15 protein-coding genes are annotated in these 20,265 nt (G+C 73.0%); 1 reads left to right on the plus strand and 14 read right to left on the minus strand.

Translation table 11 applies throughout. The annotated features are described in order from the left end of the window. The first annotated feature begins 214 nt into the window (after nt 1-214). The gene (locus IH44_RS0105335) at nt 215-1,285 is read left to right on the plus strand and encodes a M48 family metallopeptidase (protein WP_035953995.1); all 1,071 of its coding nucleotides are present in this window, start codon (nt 215-217) and stop codon (nt 1,283-1,285) included. Nucleotides 1,286-1,397: 112 nt separating this feature from the next. Here the strand turns inward: IH44_RS0105335 and IH44_RS0105340 are convergent, their stop codons facing one another. The 14 genes from IH44_RS0105340 to mrdA form a co-directional block, all read right to left on the minus strand. Further along, nucleotides 1,398-2,450 carry a hypothetical protein gene (locus IH44_RS0105340; protein ID WP_063759549.1) on the minus strand — a complete coding sequence of 351 codons (1,053 nt, stop codon included), beginning with the start codon at nt 2,448-2,450 and terminating at the stop codon, nt 1,398-1,400. Nucleotides 2,451-2,622: 172 nt separating this feature from the next. Further along, nucleotides 2,623-3,261, minus strand: coding sequence for a hypothetical protein (locus tag IH44_RS0105345; RefSeq protein WP_035953998.1), 639 nt, complete (start codon nt 3,259-3,261; stop codon nt 2,623-2,625). A gap of 196 nt (nt 3,262-3,457) precedes the next feature. Then, nucleotides 3,458-4,765, minus strand: a complete 1,308-nt coding sequence (locus IH44_RS0105350) for a glutamate-5-semialdehyde dehydrogenase (protein ID WP_030458229.1) — start codon at nt 4,763-4,765, stop codon at nt 3,458-3,460. Between the two features lie 147 nt (nt 4,766-4,912). After that, nucleotides 4,913-5,383, minus strand: coding sequence for a hypothetical protein (locus tag IH44_RS0105355; protein WP_051816572.1), 471 nt, complete (start codon nt 5,381-5,383; stop codon nt 4,913-4,915). 80 nt (nt 5,384-5,463) lie between these two features. Next, nucleotides 5,464-6,600, minus strand: a complete 1,137-nt coding sequence (gene proB, locus IH44_RS0105360; RefSeq protein WP_030458231.1) for a glutamate 5-kinase — start codon at nt 6,598-6,600, stop codon at nt 5,464-5,466. Nucleotides 6,601-6,842: 242 nt separating this feature from the next. Beyond that, nucleotides 6,843-8,303, minus strand: a complete 1,461-nt coding sequence (gene obgE, locus IH44_RS0105365; RefSeq protein ID WP_030458232.1) for a GTPase ObgE — start codon at nt 8,301-8,303, stop codon at nt 6,843-6,845. Between the two features lie 102 nt (nt 8,304-8,405). After that, nucleotides 8,406-8,663 (minus strand): 50S ribosomal protein L27, encoded by a 258-nt coding sequence (rpmA, locus tag IH44_RS0105370; protein ID WP_014135732.1) that lies wholly within the window; start codon nt 8,661-8,663, stop codon nt 8,406-8,408. A 38-nt stretch (nt 8,664-8,701) separates the two neighbouring features. Further along, nucleotides 8,702-9,019 carry a 50S ribosomal protein L21 gene (rplU, locus tag IH44_RS0105375; RefSeq protein WP_014135733.1) on the minus strand — a complete coding sequence of 106 codons (318 nt, stop codon included), beginning with the start codon at nt 9,017-9,019 and terminating at the stop codon, nt 8,702-8,704. Nucleotides 9,020-9,257: 238 nt separating this feature from the next. Beyond that, nucleotides 9,258-12,803: an Rne/Rng family ribonuclease gene (locus IH44_RS0105380; protein ID WP_030458233.1), complete on the minus strand. Its 3,546-nt coding sequence runs from the start codon at nt 12,801-12,803 to the stop codon at nt 9,258-9,260. A gap of 363 nt (nt 12,804-13,166) precedes the next feature. Further along, nucleotides 13,167-13,940 carry a TIGR03936 family radical SAM-associated protein gene (locus tag IH44_RS0105385; RefSeq protein ID WP_030458234.1) on the minus strand — a complete coding sequence of 258 codons (774 nt, stop codon included), beginning with the start codon at nt 13,938-13,940 and terminating at the stop codon, nt 13,167-13,169. Nucleotides 13,941-14,073: 133 nt separating this feature from the next. Then, nucleotides 14,074-14,724 carry a hypothetical protein gene (locus IH44_RS0105390; protein ID WP_198544948.1) on the minus strand — a complete coding sequence of 217 codons (651 nt, stop codon included), beginning with the start codon at nt 14,722-14,724 and terminating at the stop codon, nt 14,074-14,076. A 93-nt stretch (nt 14,725-14,817) separates the two neighbouring features. Beyond that, nucleotides 14,818-16,746, minus strand: coding sequence for a TIGR03960 family B12-binding radical SAM protein (locus IH44_RS0105395; RefSeq protein ID WP_030458236.1), 1,929 nt, complete (start codon nt 16,744-16,746; stop codon nt 14,818-14,820). 87 nt (nt 16,747-16,833) lie between these two features. Further along, nucleotides 16,834-18,033, minus strand: a complete 1,200-nt coding sequence (gene rodA / locus IH44_RS0105400) for a rod shape-determining protein RodA (protein ID WP_030458237.1) — start codon at nt 18,031-18,033, stop codon at nt 16,834-16,836. Beyond that, nucleotides 18,030-20,264: a penicillin-binding protein 2 gene (mrdA, locus tag IH44_RS0105405; RefSeq protein ID WP_030458238.1), complete on the minus strand. Its 2,235-nt coding sequence runs from the start codon at nt 20,262-20,264 to the stop codon at nt 18,030-18,032. The genes rodA and mrdA overlap by 4 nt, the downstream gene beginning before the upstream one ends. Between the last annotated feature and the right edge of the window lies 1 nt (nt 20,265).

Here is a 20,265-nt window from a genome sequence, read left to right on the forward strand (position 1 = left end):
CAGAGCCAGGGTAGTCCCGTTTACCGCCGCCCCGGCCCGGCACCCCCGGAGTGTCCGCGGGCGCGCCGGAAGGGGCGTCCCCGCTCTCCCCGGCCGCGGGCGGACGGCGTAGCGTGACCGCGGGGACGAGTACGGACACACCGACGTTGAAGTGGAAAGCAGCGGGGGCCGGCCACAGGTGCCGGTGCCGGCGTCGATCCAGGAGAGGTACTCAATGACCGACATGACCAAGGGTTCTGCGCCGAGCCGTCGCCGCCAGCGCTTCCCGGAGATCTCCACCCGGGCCTGGGAGCACCCGGCGGACCGCTCCGGACTGGTGGCGCTGCGCAAGCTCACGGGTTTCGACGACGTCCTGAAGAAGCTGGCCGGCCTGGTGTCGGAGCGCAGCGTGCGCCTGATGTTCCTGGCCACCGCGGTGAAGGCGTCGGAGCGTCAGTTCCCCGAGCTGTACGACATGGTGCGGGACGCCGCGTACATCCTGGACCTGGAGAAGGTCCCGGACCTGTACGTCTCCCAGGACCCGAAGGTCAACGCGTACTGCATCGGCATGGAGACGCCGGTGATCGTGGTCACCACCGGCCTGGTCGAGCTGATGGACGAGGAGGAGCTGCGGGCGGTGATCGGCCACGAGGTCGGTCACGCGATGTCCGGGCACGCCGTCTACCGGACGATGCTGCTGATCCTCACCAACTTGGCGGCCCGGATCGCCTGGATACCGCTGGGCAACCTGGCGGTCATGGCGATGATCACCGCGCTCAAGGAGTGGTTCCGCAAGGCGGAGCTGTCCAGCGACCGGGCCGGCCTGCTGGCCGGGCAGGACCTGCAGGCGTCGATGCGCTCGCTGATGAAGCTGGCCGGCGGCGCGTCCCTGGCCGAGATGAACGTGGACGCGTTCCTGGAGCAGGCCGAGGAGTACGACAAGGCGGGCGACCTGCGCGACAGCGTGCTGAAGCTGCTCCAGGTGCTGCCGCAGTCGCACCCGTTCGCGGTGGTGCGGGTGGCCAAGCTGAAGAAGTGGGCGGAGAGCGAGGAGTACCGCTCGATCATGGCCGGGGCGTACCCGCGCCGCGGCGACGACCCGGAGGCCACGGTCAGCTCGCAGTGGAAGGCCGCCGCCGAGTCGTACTCGCAGTCGGTGAAGGACAGCAAGGACCCGCTGATGGGCCTGCTGCGCGACCTGGGCAACGGCGTCGGCACGGTCGGCGGCAAGCTCCGCGACACCTTCACGGGCGCCGGCCGCGGCAACGGCAACGGCGCTTCCAAGGACGGCGGCTCCCAGGACTGACCCCCTGAGGGCCCCCTGAGTGACCCGCCCGAGCACCCCGCCGGGCCACGACCGGCCACGCCCCGGCCGTGAACCCGGCCGCCCCACTCCGCCCCGCCCCGGTCCCGCGGGCTCAGCCGGTGATCGGCCCGAGCACTCCGCAGGACTGCCAGGCCGGCCGGTCGTGGTCGGCCGGGTTCACGGCCGGCGGGGTGCTCGGGCGGACGCCCGCCGTGGTGGCCAGCATCGGCTGCAGGTAGTCGCTCTGCCCGGCCGAGCAGGAGCTGGGTCCGGCCTGCACGGCGGTGTCGACCACCCGCAGCCGGCCGGCGTCCAGGTCGGCCCGGTCGATGTCGAGGCGCACCGCCCGGCGCACCGCGTAGAGGGTGACCGCCGGGTCGCTGGTGGTGCCGGCCGGGCGCAGCGCGTACACCAGGGTGTGGTCGGTGGTGACCTCCAAGGTGTTGCCGTCGAGCTCGCCGATGTGGACGCTGCCGGTGACCTTGACGGTGTCGGTGGCCAGCGCGATCTGCCCGGGGTCGAAGCGAACCATCCAGCCGGTGGCGTCGTGGTGCTGGTCGTCCCGGGGCGAGTTGGTGCTGTCGTCGTACTGGACGAGTTCGCCGGCCGTGATCAGGGCGCGGACCTGCGCGGTGCCGTTGGCGGTCAGGGTGCTCGGGGTCAGCGCGGAGGCCACCAGGTACTGCTGGGCGGTGTCCAGGGCCCGCTGCACCTGGGAGCCGGTGAAGTGGGCGGTGGCGGTGGCGGCGGGCAGCCCGAGTCCGGCCGAGCCGTCGGCGTACCCGGCGGGCAGCCCGGCGAACGGGTTGGTGCGGTCGGCGGCCGCGGTGACCGTCCCGGCCGGGGCGAGCGGGGTGAGGCTGACGGTCAGCTGGGTGCCGCTGGGCGGGGCGACCGACCCGCGCGGGGAGCTGATCCCGAAGTAGACGGCGGCGGCGAACGCCAGCGCGACCACCAGCAGCAGGACGACGGCCTGTCGGGGCAGCGAGAGCCAGCCGCGGGTCCGGGTGGCCCGGCCGAAGGCGCCCGACAGCCGCTCCTGCGCGGAGAGTTCCTGGATCCGGGCAGCCCGGACGAACGATTCGTCGAAGACGACGGACCGGAACTCGTCATCGTTGGAACCACCCTCGGGCGTGCCCCCAGGAGGCTCGCGCGGGTCACCCATACCACCAGGGTAGACTCGCGGGCCGCCCGCGACGAGGGTGCGCGGGTAACGAGCGTGCCACGGTGCGTCACACCCGCCCGCAGCCCCGGCACCCGGCCGCGCCGCCACCGGAGACGGGCCCCAGAGACGCCCCCCGGAGACGAACCGCCGGAGCCGCCAGAGCCGCCGGGCCTCAGCCCACCGGAACGGCGGCCACCGCAGACGGCGGGCCGGGCACCGCGGACGCGGCGCCCCCGGCTGGGGCCCCGCTCCCCTGGCTCCCGCCGCCGTCGCTCCGGCTGCTGTTGCCGCTGCTCGGCCGGGCCGGCGACTCCTGCGCGGCCCCGCCGACGCCCCGGTACACCGCGGCGACCGACAGCGCGACCAGGCCGACGCCCATCACCAGGGCCAGCACCCAGGCCACCGGCCGGTGCCAGCGCTGCTGGGCGACCGCCCCGCCGCGCAGCGGGTCGAAGGCGCGGACCCGGGAGCGGCGGGTGCGCCGTTCCTGCCGGTCGCAGCCGGACCACGGGTCGGGGTAGAAGCGGTCCTCGTCGAGTCCGCCGGGCAGCGGGCGCAGCTCCAGCGGCAGCACCTCGTTCCCGCCGGCGAACTCGGTGGACTCGGTGAACTCGTGACTCCGGGCCGCCCCGGCCTGTTCCGGTTCGAGCCGGGCCTCGGCGGCGGCGAGTTGCCGCTCCAGGGCGCTCGGCTCGTGCACGGCGGCGGAGCGGACGAAGTTCTCGTCGAAGACCACGGTGGCGAACTCGTCGTTCGCATCACCGTGGTCGGCGCCGTCGGAGTACGGCGAGCCCCCCACATCCTCAGCCACGGATTCAATGTATTACCGGCCGGGGCGTTTGTCTGTGGGTCTCGCCGATCGGGTCCGGACGGGCTACCGCATTCGGCCGCGCGAGCCGGGGCGCACGCGATCGGAGCGCACGCGATCGGAGCGCGCTCCTCCGGAACCCGCGCGACCGGGGCGCGCAGGCTGCGGCCCGCGCGCCCCGGGCAGAGGGACGGCCGGGTCAGCCGCCGACGGTCTGCCGGGCCTCGCCGCGCACGTGCCCGTCGCCGGTGACGATGTACTTGGTGCTGGTCAGCTCCGGCAGGCCCATCGGGCCGCGGGCGTGCAGCTTCTGGGTGGAGATGCCGATCTCCGCGCCGAAGCCGAACTCGGCGCCGTCGGTGAACCGGGTGGAGGCGTTGACCGCCACCGTGGTGGAGTCGACGAGCTGGGTGAAGCGGCGGGCGGCGGGCTGCGAGCCGGTGACGATCGCCTCGGTGTGGCCCGAGGAGTAGCGGCGGATGTGCTCCACCGCGGCCTCCAGCGAGGGCACCACGGCGGCTGCCAGGTCGAGCGAGAGGTACTCGGTCTCCCAGTCCTCCTCGGTCGCCGGGACGGCCGTGACCCCGGTGCCCTCGGCGGCCTTGAGCACCGCCTCGTCGCCGTGCACGGTGACGCCGGCCTCGGCCAGCGCGGCCAGCGCGAGCGGCAGGAAGGCGTCCGCGACGTCCTGGTGGACCAGCAGCGTCTCGGCGGAGTTGCAGACGCTGACCCGCTGGGCCTTGGAGTTCAGCAGCACGCCGACGGCCATCGCCAGGTCGGCCTGCGCGTCCACGTACACGTGGCAGTTGCCGGTGCCGGTCTCGATCACCGGGACGGTCGAGCCCTCGACCACGGTGCGGATCAGCGAGGCGCCGCCGCGCGGGATCAGCACGTCGACCAGGCCGCGGGCGCGCATCAGTTCCTGCACCGACTCGCGGCTCTCGCCCGGCACCAGCTGGATCACGTCGGCCGGCAGGCCCGCGCCGGCCACCGCCGCGCGCAGCACCTCGACCAGCGCGGTGTTGGAGCGGTACGCGGAGCCGGAACCGCGCAGCAGCACCGCGTTGCCGGACTTCAGGCAGAGCGCGGCGGCGTCCACCGTGACGTTCGGCCGGGCCTCGTAGATGATGCCGACCACGCCCAGCGGGACGCGGACCTGGCGCACGTCCAGGCCGTTGGGCAGGGTGTAGCCGCGCACCACCTCGCCCACCGGGTCGGGCAGGCCGACCACGCTGCGGACGTCGGCGGCGATCGCGGCGATCCGCTCCGCGTCCAGCGTCAGCCGGTCGATCACCGACTCGGCGGTGCCGGCCGCGCGGGCCCGCTCGACGTCCTGCGCGTTGGCGGCGGTGATCTCGGCGGTCCGCTCGACCAGCGCGTCCGCGATCGCCAGCAGCGCGGCGTCCTTCACCGAACGCGGCACTGGCGCCAGGGCGGCGGCCGCCTCCCGGGCACGGCGCGCGGCGGCGAGGACGGGGCTGTCGGCGGTGGCGGTGAGATCGCTCATGCCGCCAAGCCTAGCGAGCCGACACCGCCGCCCCGCCGCGCATTTCGCCCGCTGAGACGTCCCCGCCGATGCACTCACGGAACCGGCGCGCCCACGGAACCGGCGCACTCGCAGAACCGGCGCGCCCGCGGAACCGACGGGCGCCCCTCAGTACGGGTGCACCCCGCCGAGCTGCGGCGGCGGATCGCCGAAGCCCTCGGCGACCCGCTTGTGGTACGTCGGGCGGTCCACCACCTCCAGGCCGACGATCTCCCAGGCCGGGAGCTTCGCGCTGGCCTTGTGCTCGCCCCACAGCCGCAGCGCGATCGCCGCCGCGTCGTGCAGGTCCCGCGCCTCCTCCCAGTAGCGGACCTCGGCGTGGTCCGCGGCGTAACGGGCCGTCAGGAAGAACGAGTGGTCGTGCGCCAGTTTCTCCAGTGCCGTCCGCAGCTCCGGCAGCGGTGTCGCCGCCCCGGCCACGCTCAGCACCACGTGCCACATCCGGGCCTGCTCGCGCGGGGCACCCTGTCCCGGGTCCTCCTGCGCGGCCTCCTGCCCGACGCCCCGGCCGCCCTCGATGCTGGTGAGCCGCCGCTCGGGCCTCTGTCCCGGCAGCGCTTCCTCCCGCCTGCGAACCACCGGCGGCCTCCTGTTCAGCGTGTCGCGCGGGCCCCCCGGCCCGCTGCTCCCACCCCCCGTACCGGCCCCGCCGCTCGCGCTCAGCCGCGCAGCACGACCAGGTCGTCGCGGTGGACGACCTCGCGTTCGTACGCGGCGCCGAGCTCCTGGGCCAGCTCTCGGGTGGACCGGCCGAGCAGACGGGGCAACTCCCTCGCATCAAAGTTGACCAGTCCGCGGGCGACGATGTGACCGTTTTCGCCAAGAAGGTCGACCGGATCGCCCGCGGCGAACTCGCCCTCCACCCGGGTCACCCCGGCCGGCAGCAGCGACTTCCCGCCGTGCACGACGGCCGCCACCGCCCCGTCGTCCAGGGTCAGCGAGCCGCGCGGCGAGGAGGCGTGCTCCAGCCAGAGCAGCCGGTCGGCGGAGCGGCTGCCGGTGCGCCGGAACAGCGTGCCGGTGGGCCGGCCGGCCAGCGCGTCGGCGGCCTGGCTGGCCGCGGTCAGCACCACCGGGATGCCCGCGCCGGTGGCGATCCGGGCCGCCTCGACCTTGGTGACCATGCCGCCGGTGCCGACGCCCGCCTTGCCGGCGCTGCCGATCTCGACGCCCGCCAGGTCCTCCGGGCCGTTCACCACGGCGATCCGGCTGGTGCCGGGCTTGGCCGGGTCGCCGTCGTACAGGCCGTCCACGTCGGAGAGCAGCACCAGCAGGTCGGCCCGCACCAGGTGGGCGACCAGCGCGGCCAGCCGGTCGTTGTCGCCGAACTTGATCTCGGCGGTGGCCACCGTGTCGTTCTCGTTGACGACCGGCATCGCGCCCATCGTCAGCAGCTGCTCCAGCGTCCGGTACGCGTTGCGGTAGTGCGCCCGGCGGCTGGCGTCCTCGGCGGTCAGCAGCACCTGGCCGACCCGCACCCCGTAGCGGGCGAACGAGGCGGTGTACCGGGCCACCAGCAGCCCTTGGCCGACGCTGGCCGCGGCCTGCTGCCGGGCCAGGTCCTTGGGGCGCTTCTCCAGCCCGAGCGGGGCCAGTCCGGCCGCGATCGCGCCGGAGGAGACCAGCACCACCTCGGGCGCGTCCGGCCGCCGGCGCAGCTTGGCCAGCGCGTCCACCAGGGCGTCCACCCGGTCCGCGTCCAGCCCGCCGGCGGCGGTGGTCAGCGAGGAGGAGCCGACCTTCACCACGACCCGCCGCGCCGAAACGACCTCCTCGCGGAGCAACTGATCCACCATCAGTCCGACCTTTCCGACGCAGCCTGTGTACGTCCGCAATCTAGCGAGCGGAATTGCAGGCACGAAATCCGAGCTGGACACTTGCGCCCGCGCAAGCGGGACCCGGCGGGCGGGGGCCCACAGCAAGATCCGCCCGAGGCGGGGTCTCCCCACCTCGGGCGGATCGCCCGGCACTTCCGCAATCGCCCGCGCCCCGGTACGCGCCGGTTACCGTCCCACCGGAGCCGCAGCCGGAACCGGACCTACTGGTCGAGCTCCTCGCGGCCGGAGGAGAGCGCCTCGAAGTCCAGGTACTCCTGCTCCGCCGCGTCCCGGCCGCGCTGCCGCTCGCGGCGGCGCTCGACGGCGGGGCGCTGGGTCTCCATCCGGTGGTCCTCGCCGCGCCGGCCGAGCATCTCGGCGCCGGCCGCCATGGTGGGCTCCCAGTCGAAGACGACCGCGTTCTCGTCGGGGCCGATGATGACGGTGTCGCCCTCCTTGGCGCCGATCTTCCACAGCTCCTGCTCGACGCCGAGCCGGGCCAGCCGGTCGGCGAGGTAGCCGACCGCCTCGTCGTTGGCGAAGTCGGTCTGCCGGACCCAGCGTTCGGGCTTGCCGCCGCGGATCCGGTAGGCGCCGTCCTCCTCCTCGATGGTGAAGCCGGCGTCGTCGACGGCGGTGGGCCGCAGGACGATCCGGGTGTTCTCCTGGACGGGCTTGGCGGCGCGCGCGGTGGCGACGATCTCGGCCAGCGCGTAGGAGAGTTCGCGCAGGCCCTTGTGGGCGAGCGCGGAGACCTCGAAGACCCGGTAGCCGCGCTCCTCCAGCGAGGCGCGGGTCAGGTCGGCGATGTCCTGGCCGTCCGGGACGTCGATCTTGTTGAGCGCGACCAGTCGCGGCCGGTCCTCCAGGCCGCCGTACTGGGCGAGTTCGTCCTCGATGGTCTCCAGGTCGGTGAGCGGGTCGCGGCCCGGCTCCAGGGTGGCGCAGTCCAGCACGTGCACCAGCACCTCGCAGCGCTCGACGTGCCGCAGGAACTCCAGGCCGAGGCCGCGGCCCTGGCTGGCGCCGGGGATCAGGCCGGGCACGTCGGCGATCGTGTAAACGGTCTCGCCGGCGGTGACCACGCCGAGGTTGGGGACGAGGGTGGTGAACGGGTAGTCGGCGATCTTCGGCTTCGCGGCGGAGAGCACCGAGATCAGCGAGGACTTGCCGGCGCTCGGGTAGCCGACCAGCGCGACGTCGGCGACGGACTTCAGCTCCATCACGATGTCGCGGGCCTCGCCGGGCTCGCCGAGCAGCGCGAAGCCGGGGGCCTTGCGGCGGGCGGAGGCCAGCGCCGCGTTGCCCAGTCCGCCGCGGCCGCCCTGGGCGGCGACGAAGCTGGTGCCGTGACCGACCAGGTCGGCCAGCACGTTGCCCTGGCGGTCGAGCACCACGGTGCCGTCCGGGACGGGCAGCACGATGTCCGGGCCGAGCGCGCCGGTGCGGTGGCCGCCGGCGCCGGGCTTGCCGTTGGTGGCCTTGCGCTTGGGCGAGTGGTGGTACTCGAGCAGGGTGGTGACCTGCGAGTCGACGACCAGGATCACCGAGCCGCCCTCGCCGCCGTTGCCCCCGTCGGGGCCTCCCAGCGGCTTGAACTTCTCCCGGTGCACGGAGGCGCAGCCGTGGCCTCCGTTACCCGCGGCGACGTGCAGTTCGACGCGGTCCACGAAGGTGGTCATGAGGGGTGCCTCCAGTGCGAAGAAACGAGGTTGTCCTGCGGTAAAGCGGAAGGGTGGGCCCGGATCATCCCGGCCCACCCTTCACAGCGAGTCTGTACGGACTCAGGCCTCGACGGCCACGATGTTGACGACCTTGCGGCCGCGACGGTTGCCGAACTGCACGGCACCGGCGGTCAGCGCGAACAGGGTGTCGTCGCCGCCACGGCCGACGTTCGCACCCGGGTGGAAGTGGGTGCCGCGCTGGCGGACGATGATCTCGCCGGCGGAGACGACCTGACCGCCGAAGCGCTTCACGCCGAGGCGCTGGGCGTTCGAGTCACGACCGTTGCGAGTGGAACTCGCACCCTTCTTGTGTGCCATCTGGCTATCCCCTTTCTAGGAAAGACCGCAGGAAGTGGTTACTTGCTGACCGAGTCGATGCTGGTGATGCGCACCGCGGTGTGCTTCTGGCGGTGGCCCTGACGACGGCGGTAGCCGGTCTTGTTCTTGTAGCGCAGGATGACGATCTTGTCGCCCTTGGTCTGGTCGACAACCTCGGCGTGGGCCTTCACGCCGCCGAGCACCCACGGGTCGGAGGTGATGGACTCACCGTCGACGACGAGGATGGTCGAGAGCTCCACCGAGTCACCCGGCTTGGCGTCGATACGGTCGATCTCCAGCACGTCGCCGACGGCGACCTTGTGCTGGCGGCCGCCGGCGCGAACGATCGCGTACATGCGGTACCTGCTTTCCTAACTCGGTCGGAACTCCGGATGCCAGCCGCCTGGGTATGGACACAAGCGGGCCTCCCCCGGAGAGCGCCGGAAGCGGCGTCCACCCGGGAGGTGAGGTGCTCTGGAGCGTGGCGTCAACACGCCGATGGTCAAGAATACGGACCAGTCCATCCGAAGACAAACCGGGACGTGCGAGGGGGCCGGGAGCGCCGCCGAAGCGGTGCTCCCGGCCCCCTCGGGCTCACTCCGCGGCGCCGTCGCCCTCGGCGGCCGCGGCCTTCTTGGCCGCCGCGCCGGTCCGCTTGGTGGCGGTCTTCTTCGTCGCGGTCTTCTTGGCGGCCGCGGCGGTGGTGGTCTTCTTCGCCGCGGTCTTCTTGGCCGCCGTGGTCTTCTTGGCGGCGGTCTTGGTCGCGGTCTTCCGGGCGGCCCGCTTCTTCGGCGCGGCCTCCTCGGCCGGGGCCTCGGCGGCCTGCTCGGTGTCGACCTCGACGGCGACCTCGGCTCCGGGCTCCACCGCGGCGACGGCCTCGGCCGCCACCTCCGCGGCGGTCCCGGCGACCTCGACGGCCGACTGCTGCTCGGCGGCCGACTTCTCGGCGGCGCTCAGCGCGGCCTCCATCGCGGCCTCGGCGCGGGCCTGCAGCACCACGATCTCGGCCTCGCCGGACGCTCCGGCCGGGGCGGTGGCCTTGCGCACCGCGCGGCGCCGGGTGCGGCCACCTGCCGCGGGGGCGGCCGGCGGGATCTCCACCAGGCTGGGCTTCTCCTCGGCGACCGGCGCGGCGGCCGGCTCGACGACGACCTCGGCCTCGGCGGCCTCCACCGGGGCGGCCTCCTCGACGACCTCGACGTCGGCGAGCTCCTCGATCGGCTCCAGCTCGTCCACCACGTCGAGGACGGCCTCGGCGGCGGCCTCGACGGCCTCGGTGCCGCTCTCGACCGCGTCCGCCTCGGCGGTCCCGGCCCCGCCGCGGCCCCGGCGGCGGCGCTTGCCGCCGCCCTCGCCCGCGGCGGCCGCGGGCGAGGTGTGCGAGCCGTGGTTGTGACCGGGCTGGTCCATGTGGACGATCACGCCGCGGCCGTTGCAGTGCACGCAGGGCTCGGAGAAGGACTCCAGCAGGCCCTGGCCGACCCGCTTGCGGGTCATCTGGACCAGGCCGAGCGAGGTGACCTCGGCCACCTGGTGCTTGGTCCGGTCACGGCCCAGGCACTCCAGCAGGCGGCGCAGCACCAGGTCCCGGTTGGACTCCAGCACCATGTCGATGAAGTCGATCACGATGATGCCGCCGAGGTCGCGCAGCCGCAGCTGGCGGACGATCTCCTCGGCCGCCTCGATGTTGTTGCGGGTGACGGTCTCTTCCAGGTTGCCGCCCTGGCCGACGAACTTGCCGGTGTTGACGTCGACGACGACCATCGCCTCGGTCCGGTCGATCACCAGCGAACCGCCGGAGGGCAGCCAGACCTTGCGGTCCAGCGCCTTCATCAGCTGCTCGTCGATCCGGTAGGTGGCGAACACGTCGACGTCCGAGGTCCACTTCTGCAGGCGCTCGGTGAGGTCGGGGGCGACGTTGGAGACGTAGTCGTGGATGGTGCTCCAGGCGTCGGCGCCGCTGACGATGACCTTGGTGAAGTCCTCGTTGAAGATGTCGCGGACCACCCGGACCGTCATGTCGGGCTCGCCGTAGAGCAGCGCCGGGGCGTTGCCGGTGGCGGCCTTCTTCTGGATCTCCTCCCACTGCTGCTGGAGGCGCTGGACGTCGCGGGTGAGCTCCTCCTCGGAGGCGCCCTCGGCGGCGGTGCGGACGATCACGCCCGCGTCGTCCGGGACGATCTTCTTGAGGATCTGCTTGAGGCGGGCCCGCTCGTTCTCCGGCAGCTTGCGGGAGATGCCGGTCATCGAGCCCTCGGGCACGTACACCAGGTAGCGGCCGGGCAGCGAGATCTGGCTGGTCAGCCGGGCGCCCTTGTGGCCGATCGGGTCCTTGGAGACCTGCACCAGCACGGACTGGCCGGACTTCAGCACCGACTCGATCCGGCGCGAGCCGCCGTGGCCGCCGAGCGCGCCGAAGTTGACCTCGCCCGCGTACAGCACGGCGTTGCGGCCCTTGCCGATGTCGACGAACGCGGCCTCCATCGACGGCAGCACGTTCTGCACCTTGCCCAGGTACACGTTGCCGACGTACGAGGTGGCCTGCTCCTTGTTGACGTAGTGCTCGACCAGCACGCCGTCCTCGAGCACGCCGATCTGGGTGCGGGCGCCGTTCTGACGGACCACCATGACCCGCTCGACGGACTCGCGGCGGGCCAGGAACTCGGCCTCGGTGATGATCGGGACCCGGCGGCGGCCCAGCTCGCGGCCCTCGCGGCGGCGCTGCTTCTTGGCCTCCAGGCGGGTGGAGCCCTTGATCGACTGCACCTCGTCCGGGTCGAACGCGGGCTCGGCCGAGCGGCGGCGCGGCTCGCGCACCTTCACCACGGTGCGCACGCCGTCCTCGGTGGTCTCGGCCTGGTCGGCACCACCCTCGCCACTGCGACGGCGGCGGCGACGGCGGCGGCGCGAGGAGGACAGGCCGGCGGCCAGGTCGTCGTCCTGGTCGTCCTCGGCCTCGTCGTGCTCGTCGGCCTCCTCGTGGGAGGCGTCCTCGGTCTCGGCGGTCTCGGCCTCGACCGTCTCGGGCGCGTCCTCGGCCTCACCGCGGCGGCGGCGACGGCCACCGCGACGGCGGCGGCGGGACGGGCGGTCGTCCTCCCACTCGGCGTCCTGCTCGGGGCCGGCGGCGGGCGCCTCGACCTCGGCGGGGGCCTCGACGGCGGGCGCGGCCGGGGCGGCGGCCTTCGCGGGCTGCGGGGCGGCCTTCGCGGGCTTGGCCGGCTGCTGGACGCGCACCGCGGTGCGGACCCGGCGGCGGCGGCCGACGCCGCTGTACTCGAACTCGTCCTCGCCGGCGGCCGGCTGCTCGGGCTCGGCCGCGGCGGCCGGGGCCGGCTCGGCGGCCTTGGTGGCCTTGGCGGCGGCCGGCGCGGGGGCGGCGGGCGCGGTGTAGGGCGCGGGCTCCTGGAAGACCGGCGCCTGGAAGATCGCGGTGGACGGGCGGACCGCCCGGCGGCGGGCCCGCGGCGGCTCGGCCTCGACGACCGGCTCGGGCTCGGCGACGGCCTCGACCGGGGCCTCGGTCTCCGGCTCCTCCTCGACGGCCTCGGCGACCGGCTCGGGCTCGGCGGCGGGCTCCTCGGCCGCCACCGGCGACTGCACCGGCGCGGAGGCGCGCTTGCGGGTGCGGCGGGCCCGGGCGGGCTTCTCCTCGGCGGCCGGCTCGGCGGCAGCGGGGGCCTCGGCGGCGGGCGCGGGCTCGGCGACGGCCTCGGCCGGGGCCTCGACGGCCTCCGGCGCACCGGCGGGCGCCTCGACCCGCTTGCGGGTGCGGCGGGCCCGGACGGGCTTCTCCTCGGCGGCCGGCTCGGCGGCGGGCGCCTCGGGCGCGGCCTCGGCCGCAGCGGCCTCCGGCGCACCGGCCGGGGCCTCGACCCGCTTGCGGGTGCGGCGGGCCCGGACGGGCTTCTCCGCGACCGGCTCGGCGGCCGGCTCCACCACCGGCTCGGCGGCCGGAGCGGCGCTCTCGGCCGCGACCACGGTCTCGGCGCCCTCGCTCGCGGCCCCCTGCGGGGAGCCCGCCGGGCGGGAGACCGCCCGGCGGCGGCGCCGCGGCGGGGCCGCGGAGGCGCCGTCGGCGCCGTTGTTGTCGTTGTGGTCGGCCGCAGCGGGCTGCGGTTCGGTGTTTTCGAGCATGCGGGTGTGTCTCCCGTCAGGCCCCCGGGCTCCGCATCCGGGCACGACGCTCCACCGCAATTCACCAGCCGGACGCCGCTTCGGGCGGTCCGGCTCCCACGGTGCCGTCGTGCGGACGCGAGGCCGCACAGGGGCTCGTAGTCTCGCTCGACCTCCCGCGGGGCGCGGGGGGTCGAAAAGTCTTCTGGTCTGACCAGTCTTCTCAGTTTTCAAGGGCCGGGCCGAGGGGGTGGCCGGGCCTGCGCGCGACGACGCTCGCTCCCCTGGGGAGCCGCGGGGGCCGGGGAGCCGCAGGCCCGGAGTTCTCTCCGTGCCTGCGCTCCCGCCCACTCGGCGGACGGCGGTTGCGCGCGGCGGGGCGGCCTACCGGCCGACCTCGGCCGCGGCGCGGTCGAGCGCCAGCGGGTCGGTCACCGTGCCGGTCTGCTCGTCGAGCGGCCCCTGCGCCAGCCTGGTCACCTCTGCGGGGACCGGCGGCGCGAGGTCGGCCGTCGAACGGAGACCGGACAATACGTCGTCGGGTCGTACGGCGGGTGTGGCGTGTCGTACTACCAGGCGCAGTATCGCACAGGGAGCACCCGGACGAACATCGTCCGCACCGTCCGTGGCCGTGTTGTCACCGATCCCGACCAGGGCGGAGCCCTCGGGGACGATTTCCATCGCGGCGACGGCGGAGCGCGCGTCGAAGGTGCGCAGGCCGTTCTTGGTCATCCGCTGGACCTCGACCGCCTCGGCGGCCAGGAACGCGGCGGCGGCCTTGCCGGCCTCGGCGGGCTCCACGCCGGGCAGGCGCAGCAGCCACTCGGAGGCTTCCAGCCGCTCCACGAAGTTGCTCGTGGCGACCTCGACGGCGTCGGTGACGTCCAGGCCGGGCGGCAGCGACGCGTCCAGCTGGCGGCGCAGCGCCTCGGGGTCGCGGTGCTCGGCGAGGCCGATCTCCAGGTACTCGGCCTCGCTGGCGGTGCCGGTCGGGGCGGCGTTCGCGTAGGAGACCTTGGGGTGCGGGGTGAAGCCCGCGGAGTAGGCCATCGGGACGGCCGAGCGGCGGAGCGCGCGCTCGAACGCCCGCTGGAAGTCCCGGTGGCTGGTGAAGCGCAGACGGCCGCGCTTGGTGTAGCGGAGACGGATGCGCTGCACCGTCGGCGCGGGCGGCGGACCGTCGGGCGTGCGGCGTGCCAGGGGGCTCAGTCCTTCGTCAGTTGTCCCCGTCCGGCCTCGCACCGCGTGCGGCTCCGGCCGGACCTTGTCCTCACCTAGGGTACGCGGTGCGTCAGCCCAGCAGTGTCCGCCGTACCTCCCGGGCCACCCGGCGGATCTCCGCCTTGACGGGCCACCAGACGTCGCGGCGCACCCAGCGGCACGGGGCGACCACGGTGAAGCGCCAGATCCGGCCGCCGAGCCGCCAGGCCCAGAGGAACGCCAGCCCGAGCGCGCGCAGCACCGGGAAGAGCACCGGCCGCCACAGCCCGTGGTAGAACGCCTTGCCGAGCGGCACCAGCACCCACCGCCAGCAGGCCCGGAGCGGCACCGCGACCAGGTAGTACGCCAGCCGGGCGACCACCTTGCCGAACCCGACCGCGAGGTACGCCGCGCCGCGGCCGATCGGGGCCAGCACGTAGCGCCACAGCGCCTCCAGCGAGGGCAGCAGCACCCACTCCCACAGCCAGGTCAGCGGCACCACCACCAGCCAGTGCCACAGCCAGCCGACCGGGACGACCACCAGCGGCCGCAGCACCCACCGCCAGAGCATCCGCAGCGGCCACAGCAGCACCTTGTCGACCAGCCAGCCGATCCCGCGGGCGATCAGCACCACGAGTTCCCACAGCAGCCGCAGCGGCACCACGACCGCCACCACCACCGGCCGCACCACCGCGACCAGACATCCCCCGCCCTGTTGCGGCTGTCCCTGCTGCTGAGCCATCGTCACTCCCCGTAAACCGATCAGCCGATGGTAATACCCGAGCAAAGAGCCCCCACCACGGGGTCGTGGCGGGGGCCCGGGGGTGAGGGTGCGTCAGCTGTTGACGACCGTCAAGGGGAGCAGCTTCTTGCCGGTCGGACCGACCTGGATGTGGGTGTCCATCTGCGGACAGACACCGCAGTCGAAGCACGGGGTCCAGCGGCAGTCCTCGACCTCGACCTCCTCCAGGGCGTCCTGCCAGTCCTCCCAGAGCCAGTCCTTGTCGAGGCCGCTGTCCAGGTGGTCCCAGGGCAGCACCTCCTCGTAGGAGCGCTCGCGGGTGGTGTACCAGTCGACGTCGACGCCGGTGCCGGACAGGCCCTTCTCGGCGGAGGCGATCCAGCGGTCGTAGGAGAAGTGCTCGCGCCAGCCGTCGAAGCGGCCGCCGTCCTCGTAGACGGCCCGGATGACGGCGCCGATCCGGCGGTCGCCGCGGGAGAGCAGGCCCTCGATGATGCCGGGCTTGCCGTCGTGGTAGCGGAAGCCGATGTTCTTGCCGAACTTGCGGTCGCCGCGGATCGAGTCGCGCAGCTTGGTCAGGCGCGCGTCGGTGTCCTCGGCGGACAGCTGCGGGGCCCACTGGAAGGGGGTGTGCGGCTTGGGCACGAAGCCGCCGATCGAGACCGTGCAGCGGATGTCGTTGGTGCCGGTGACCTCGCGGCCCTTGGCGATGACGTTCTTCGCCATCTCGCCGATCTGGAGGACGTCCTCGTCGGTCTCGGTGGGCAGGCCGCACATGAAGTACAGCTTCACCTGGCGCCAGCCGTTGCCGTACGCGGTGGCCACCGTGTTGATGAGGTCCTCCTCGGACACCATCTTGTTGATGACCTTGCGGATCCGCTCGGAGCCGCCCTCGGGGGCGAAGGTGAGGCCGGAGCGGCGGCCGTTGCGGGAGAGCTCGTTGGCCAGGTCGATGTTGAAGGCGTCGACCCGGGTGGAGGGCAGCGAGAGGCCGACCTTGTCCTCGGCGTAGCGGTCGGCCAGGCCCTTGGTGATGTCGGCGATCTCGGAGTGGTCGGCGGAGGAGAGCGAGAGCAGGCCGACCTCCTCGAAGCCGGTGGCCTTCAGGCCCTTCTCCACCATCTCGCCGATGCCGGTGATGCTTCGCTCCCGCACGGGGCGCGTGATCATGCCGGCCTGGCAGAAGCGGCAGCCGCGGGTGCAGCCGCGGAAGATCTCCACCGACATCCGCTCGTGCACGGTCTCGGCGAGCGGGACGAGCGGCTGCTTGGGGTAGGGCCACTCGTCGAGGTCCATCACGGTGTGCTTGGAGACCCGCCACGGCACGCCGGGCCGGTTCGGGACCACGCGCGCGATCCGGCCGTCGGCCAGGTACTCGACGTCGTAGAACCGCGGGATGTACACCCCGCCGGTCTTCGCCAGGCGCAGCAGCAGTTCGTCGCGGCCGCCGGGGCGGCCCTCGGCCTTCCAGGCCCGGACGATGTCGGTGATGTCGAGCACGGCCTGCTCGCCGTCGCCGATCACGGCGGCGTCGATGAAGTCGGCGATCGGCTCGGGGTTGAACGCGGCGTGGCCGCCCGCGAGGACGACCGGGTCGTCCATGGTGCGGTCGGCGGCGTTCAGCGGGATGCCGGCCAGGTCGAGCGCGGTCAGCATGTTGGTGTAGCCGAGCTCGGTGGAGAACGACAGGCCGAACACGTCGAACGCCTTGATCGGGCGGTGCGCGTCGACCGTGAACTGCGGGACGCCGTGCTCGCGCATCAGCGCTTCCAGGTCCGGCCAGACGCTGTAGCTGCGCTCGGCGAGGACGCCCTCGCGCTCGTTCAGCACCTCGTAGAGGATCATGGTGCCCTGGTTGGGCAGTCCGACCTCGTAGGCGTCGGGGTACATCAGCGCCCAGCGGACGTCGCAGGCGTCCCAGTCCTTGACGGTCGAGTTGAGCTCGCCACCGACGTACTGGATCGGCTTCTGGACGTGCGGGAGGAGGGCCTCCAGGCGTGGGAAGACCGATTCGACAGTCATGTGCGAGGACCTTTACGGCAGAAAAAGCAGTGACCCTTCAGGGTAGCCGAGCCCCGAGGGTCACTGTTTCCACGCCTGCGGTCGGCGCTAGATCCCTATCGGCCGCTGCGAGCGCACCGACTGCAGCAGGCCCACCGCGATCCAGACCGCGAACATCGAGGAGCCGCCGTAGGAGACGAACGGCAGCGGGATGCCCGCGACCGGCATGATGCCGAGGTTCATGCCGATGTTCTCGAACGCCTGGAAGGCGAACCAGGTGACCGCGCCGGCCGCCAGGATCGTCCCGTACAGGTCGCTGGCCTGGCGCGCTATCCGGCAGGCGCGCCACAGGATGACGCCGAGCAGGCCGATCATCACCAGGCCGCCGACGAAACCGAGTTCCTCGCCGGCCACGCTGAACACGAAGTCGGTCTGCTGCTCGGGGACGAACTGGCCGGTGGTCTGGGTGCCGTGGAACAGGCCCATGCCGGTCAGGCCACCGGAGCCGATCGCGATCCGGGCCTGCGCGGTGTTGTAGCCGACGCCGGACGGGTCGAGCGCCGGGTTGGCGAAGGCCGCGAAGCGGTCGATCTGGTACTGGCTGAGGATGCCGAGCTTCCAGACCGCCAGCGCCCCGGCGGTGCCGCCGGCCAGCAGGCCGATCACCCAGCGGTTGGCGGCGCCGGAGGCCAGCAGCACGCCGAGCATGGTGACCACCATGACCATCACCGAGCCGAGGTCCGGCATCAGCAGGACCACGGCCATCGGGAAGCCCGCCACCGCGAGCGCCTGCAGCACGCTGCGGGTGGGCGGGTTCTCCCGCTCGCCGGTGTCCACCCGGGAGGACAGCACCACGGCCATCCCGAGCACGATCGCCAGCTTGGCGAACTCGGCGGGCTGGATGGAGAAGCCGCCGCCGAACTGGATCCAGGAGTGCGCGCCGTTGATGGTCGAGCCGAGCGGGCTGAGCACCGCGAACAGCATCAGGATCACGGCGAGGTAGATGAACGGCACCGCGGTGCGCAGCCGGCGGGTGCCGAGCACGATCACCGCCGCGCACAGGCCGATGCCGATCAGCAGGTTGGTCAGGTGCCGGTACAGGAAGTACTGCGGGTCGCCGTGGGTCAGCGAGTCCCGGCCGCGGGTGGCCGACCAGACCAGCAGCGAGCCGATCAGGGAGAGCGCCAGCGCCGCCAGGATCATGATCCAGTCGAGCCGCCGCAGCGGGGAGTCCTTGGCCAGCGCCCGGGCCAGCGAGGACTTCCGGGGTCCGAAGCGGAAGGAGCCGTAGGAGTCGTACGGGGTCATGCCCGGCCCCTTCCGTACCCGCCGCCGCGGGTGGGTTCGACGGCGGCCAGCAGCACGCCGGCGGGCTGGACGGCCCGGGTCGGCGGGGCCGGGTCCAGGAAGGTCGCGCCCGGCTCGTAGCTGAAGGTGGTGGGGACGATCGCGGTGCCGTCCGGGTTGAACTTGGGCAGTTCGGCCTGCGGCTTGGGCAGCAGGGCCTTGGAGTTGTCGATGTTGCCCTTGTCGTCGACGCCGTACAGCGCCTGGTAGATCCGGCGCACCGAGTCGCCGGAGCCGCCGGAGCCGGTGCCGCCCTGACTGATCGTCATGACCACCGCGTAGTCGCCGCTGTAGGTGGTCAGCCAGGAGGTGGTCTGCTTGCCGGCGACCTCGGCGGTGCCGGTCTTGGCGTGCAGCTCGATCTTGCCCTGCGGCCAGCCGGAGCCGGTGAACTTCCAGGCCGCGGTGCCGGAGGTGATGACGCCGGCGGTGGCCTGGTCGATGTACTGCAGGAGCTTGCCCTGGGCCGGGATCTTGCCGTCCTCGTGCGGGGCGATGTCGCGCACCAGGCTGCCGTCGGGGCTGACCACGGCCTTGCCGATGGTGGGCCGGTACAGCGTGCCACCGTTGGCCAGCGCCGAGTAGATCCGGGCCATCTGCAGCGGGGTGACCAGGGTGTCGCCCTGGCCGATGGCGAAGTTGACCATGTCACCGGCGCGCATCTGGTTGCCGTCGGCGCAGTTCTCGCGGGCGATCTCGTCGGCGTACTCGTGGCCGCCCTTGGCCGCCTGGTCGCACCAGGAGGTCTTCATCGCGTCGTAGTACGACTGCTTCCACTGCCGGTCGGGGACGCGCCCGGCCACCTCGCCGGGCAGGTCGATGCCGGTCTTGGCGCCGAGGCCGAACTCGTGGGCGGTCTTGAAGAACCAGTCCTGGGCGTCCTTCTTGGGCTTGAGGCCGCCGTCCTTCATCCACTGGTCGTAGGCCAGGCCGTAGAACACGGTGTCGCAGGAGACCTCGAGCGCCTTCTCCAGCGAGATGTCGCCGAAGCTCTCGGACTCGAAGTTCTTGAACTCGCGGCCGCCGATGGTCAGCGACTTCGGGCACGGGTAGTGCCCGTTGAGGTCGTAGCCGGCCTGCACGGCGGCGGTGGTGGAGATCACCTTGAAGGTCGAGCCGGGGGCGGACTGACCCTGTATGGCCCGGTTGATCAGCGGGTAGTTGGAGTCCTTGCTGTTCAGCGCCTCGTAGTCCTTGGCGGAGATGCCGCCGACCCACAGGTTGGGGTCGTAGGTGGGGGCGCTGGCCATCGCCACGATCCGGCCGGTGTGCACGTCCATCACGACGGCCGCGCCGGAGTCGGCGATGTAGTTCCGGCTGGTCTCCTTGTCGTACTGGGTGCGGGCCTCGACCATGGCCTGGTTCAGCTGGTCCTCGACCACCTTCTGCACCCGGGCGTCGATCGAGGTGACCAGGTTGTTGCCGGACTGCGCGGGGGTGGTGCCGGCGCTGCCGATCACCCGGCCGAGGTTGTCGACCTCCAGCCGGTCGACGCCGGTGGTGCCGCGCAGGTCGTCGTCGTACACCGACTCCAGGCCGGCCCGGCCGATCTGGTCGGAGGGCAGCCGGCGCTCCCGGCCGGTCTTGTCGGCGCTCTTGGTGACCTCGTCGTCGGTGACCGGCGAGAGGTAGCCGAGGATCTGGGCGGCGCTGGCGCCCTCCGCGTTGGTGTAGCGGCGCAGCGCGGTGGGCTGGGCGGTGACGCCGGGGAAGTCCTCGCGGCGCTCCATTATCTGCATCGCCTGCTGGGTGGTGGCCTGCTGGGTGACCGGGATCGGCTGGTACGGGGAGCCGTTCCAGCACGGCTGCGGCGTCTTGGCGTCGCACAGCCGGACCTTGTTCTTCACGTCGTCGGCCGGGACGCCCAGCACGTCGGCGAGCCGGGTCAGCACCGCCTTGCCGTGGTCCTTCTGCTGGAGCAGCGCGGTGCGGGAGACCGACACCACCAGCTTGGTCTCGTTGCCGGCCAGGATCCGGCCGGAGGCGTCCAGGATCTCGCCGCGGACGGCGGGCTCCACCACCTCGCGGATGTGGTTGCCCTGGGCCTTCTCGGTGAACTCCTTGCCGTTGCGGATCTGCAGGTACCACAGCCGCCCGCCGAGGGTGGCCAGCAGCGACAGGACCAGCACCTGCAGGACGACCAGCCGGATCGTCACCCGGCGGGTCCGTCCGGTCTCGGGGATGTTGCTCACG

Origin of the sequence: Kitasatospora sp. NRRL B-11411, assembly GCF_000721345.1 — a bacterium.
Classification (GTDB): Bacteria; Actinomycetota; Actinomycetes; order Streptomycetales; family Streptomycetaceae; genus Kitasatospora; species Kitasatospora cineracea.

Excerpts from the sequence above, each read along its gene's own strand:
- IH44_RS0105335 (WP_035953995.1), top strand. The coding sequence starts at position 215 with ATGACCGACATGACCAAGGGTTCTGCGCCGAGCCGTCGCCGCCAGCGC.
- IH44_RS0105340 (WP_063759549.1), bottom strand. The coding sequence starts at position 2,450 with ATGGGTGACCCGCGCGAGCCTCCTGGGGGCACGCCCGAGGGTGGTTCC.
- IH44_RS0105350 (WP_030458229.1), bottom strand. The coding sequence starts at position 4,765 with ATGAGCGATCTCACCGCCACCGCCGACAGCCCCGTCCTCGCCGCCGCG.
- proB (WP_030458231.1), bottom strand. The coding sequence starts at position 6,600 with ATGGTGGATCAGTTGCTCCGCGAGGAGGTCGTTTCGGCGCGGCGGGTC.
- obgE (WP_030458232.1), bottom strand. The coding sequence starts at position 8,303 with ATGACCACCTTCGTGGACCGCGTCGAACTGCACGTCGCCGCGGGTAAC.
- rpmA (WP_014135732.1), bottom strand. The coding sequence starts at position 8,663 with ATGGCACACAAGAAGGGTGCGAGTTCCACTCGCAACGGTCGTGACTCG.
- rplU (WP_014135733.1), bottom strand. The coding sequence starts at position 9,019 with ATGTACGCGATCGTTCGCGCCGGCGGCCGCCAGCACAAGGTCGCCGTC.
- IH44_RS0105380 (WP_030458233.1), bottom strand. The coding sequence starts at position 12,803 with ATGCTCGAAAACACCGAACCGCAGCCCGCTGCGGCCGACCACAACGAC.
- IH44_RS0105390 (WP_198544948.1), bottom strand. The coding sequence starts at position 14,724 with ATGGCTCAGCAGCAGGGACAGCCGCAACAGGGCGGGGGATGTCTGGTC.
- IH44_RS0105395 (WP_030458236.1), bottom strand. The coding sequence starts at position 16,746 with ATGACTGTCGAATCGGTCTTCCCACGCCTGGAGGCCCTCCTCCCGCAC.
- rodA (WP_030458237.1), bottom strand. The coding sequence starts at position 18,033 with ATGACCCCGTACGACTCCTACGGCTCCTTCCGCTTCGGACCCCGGAAG.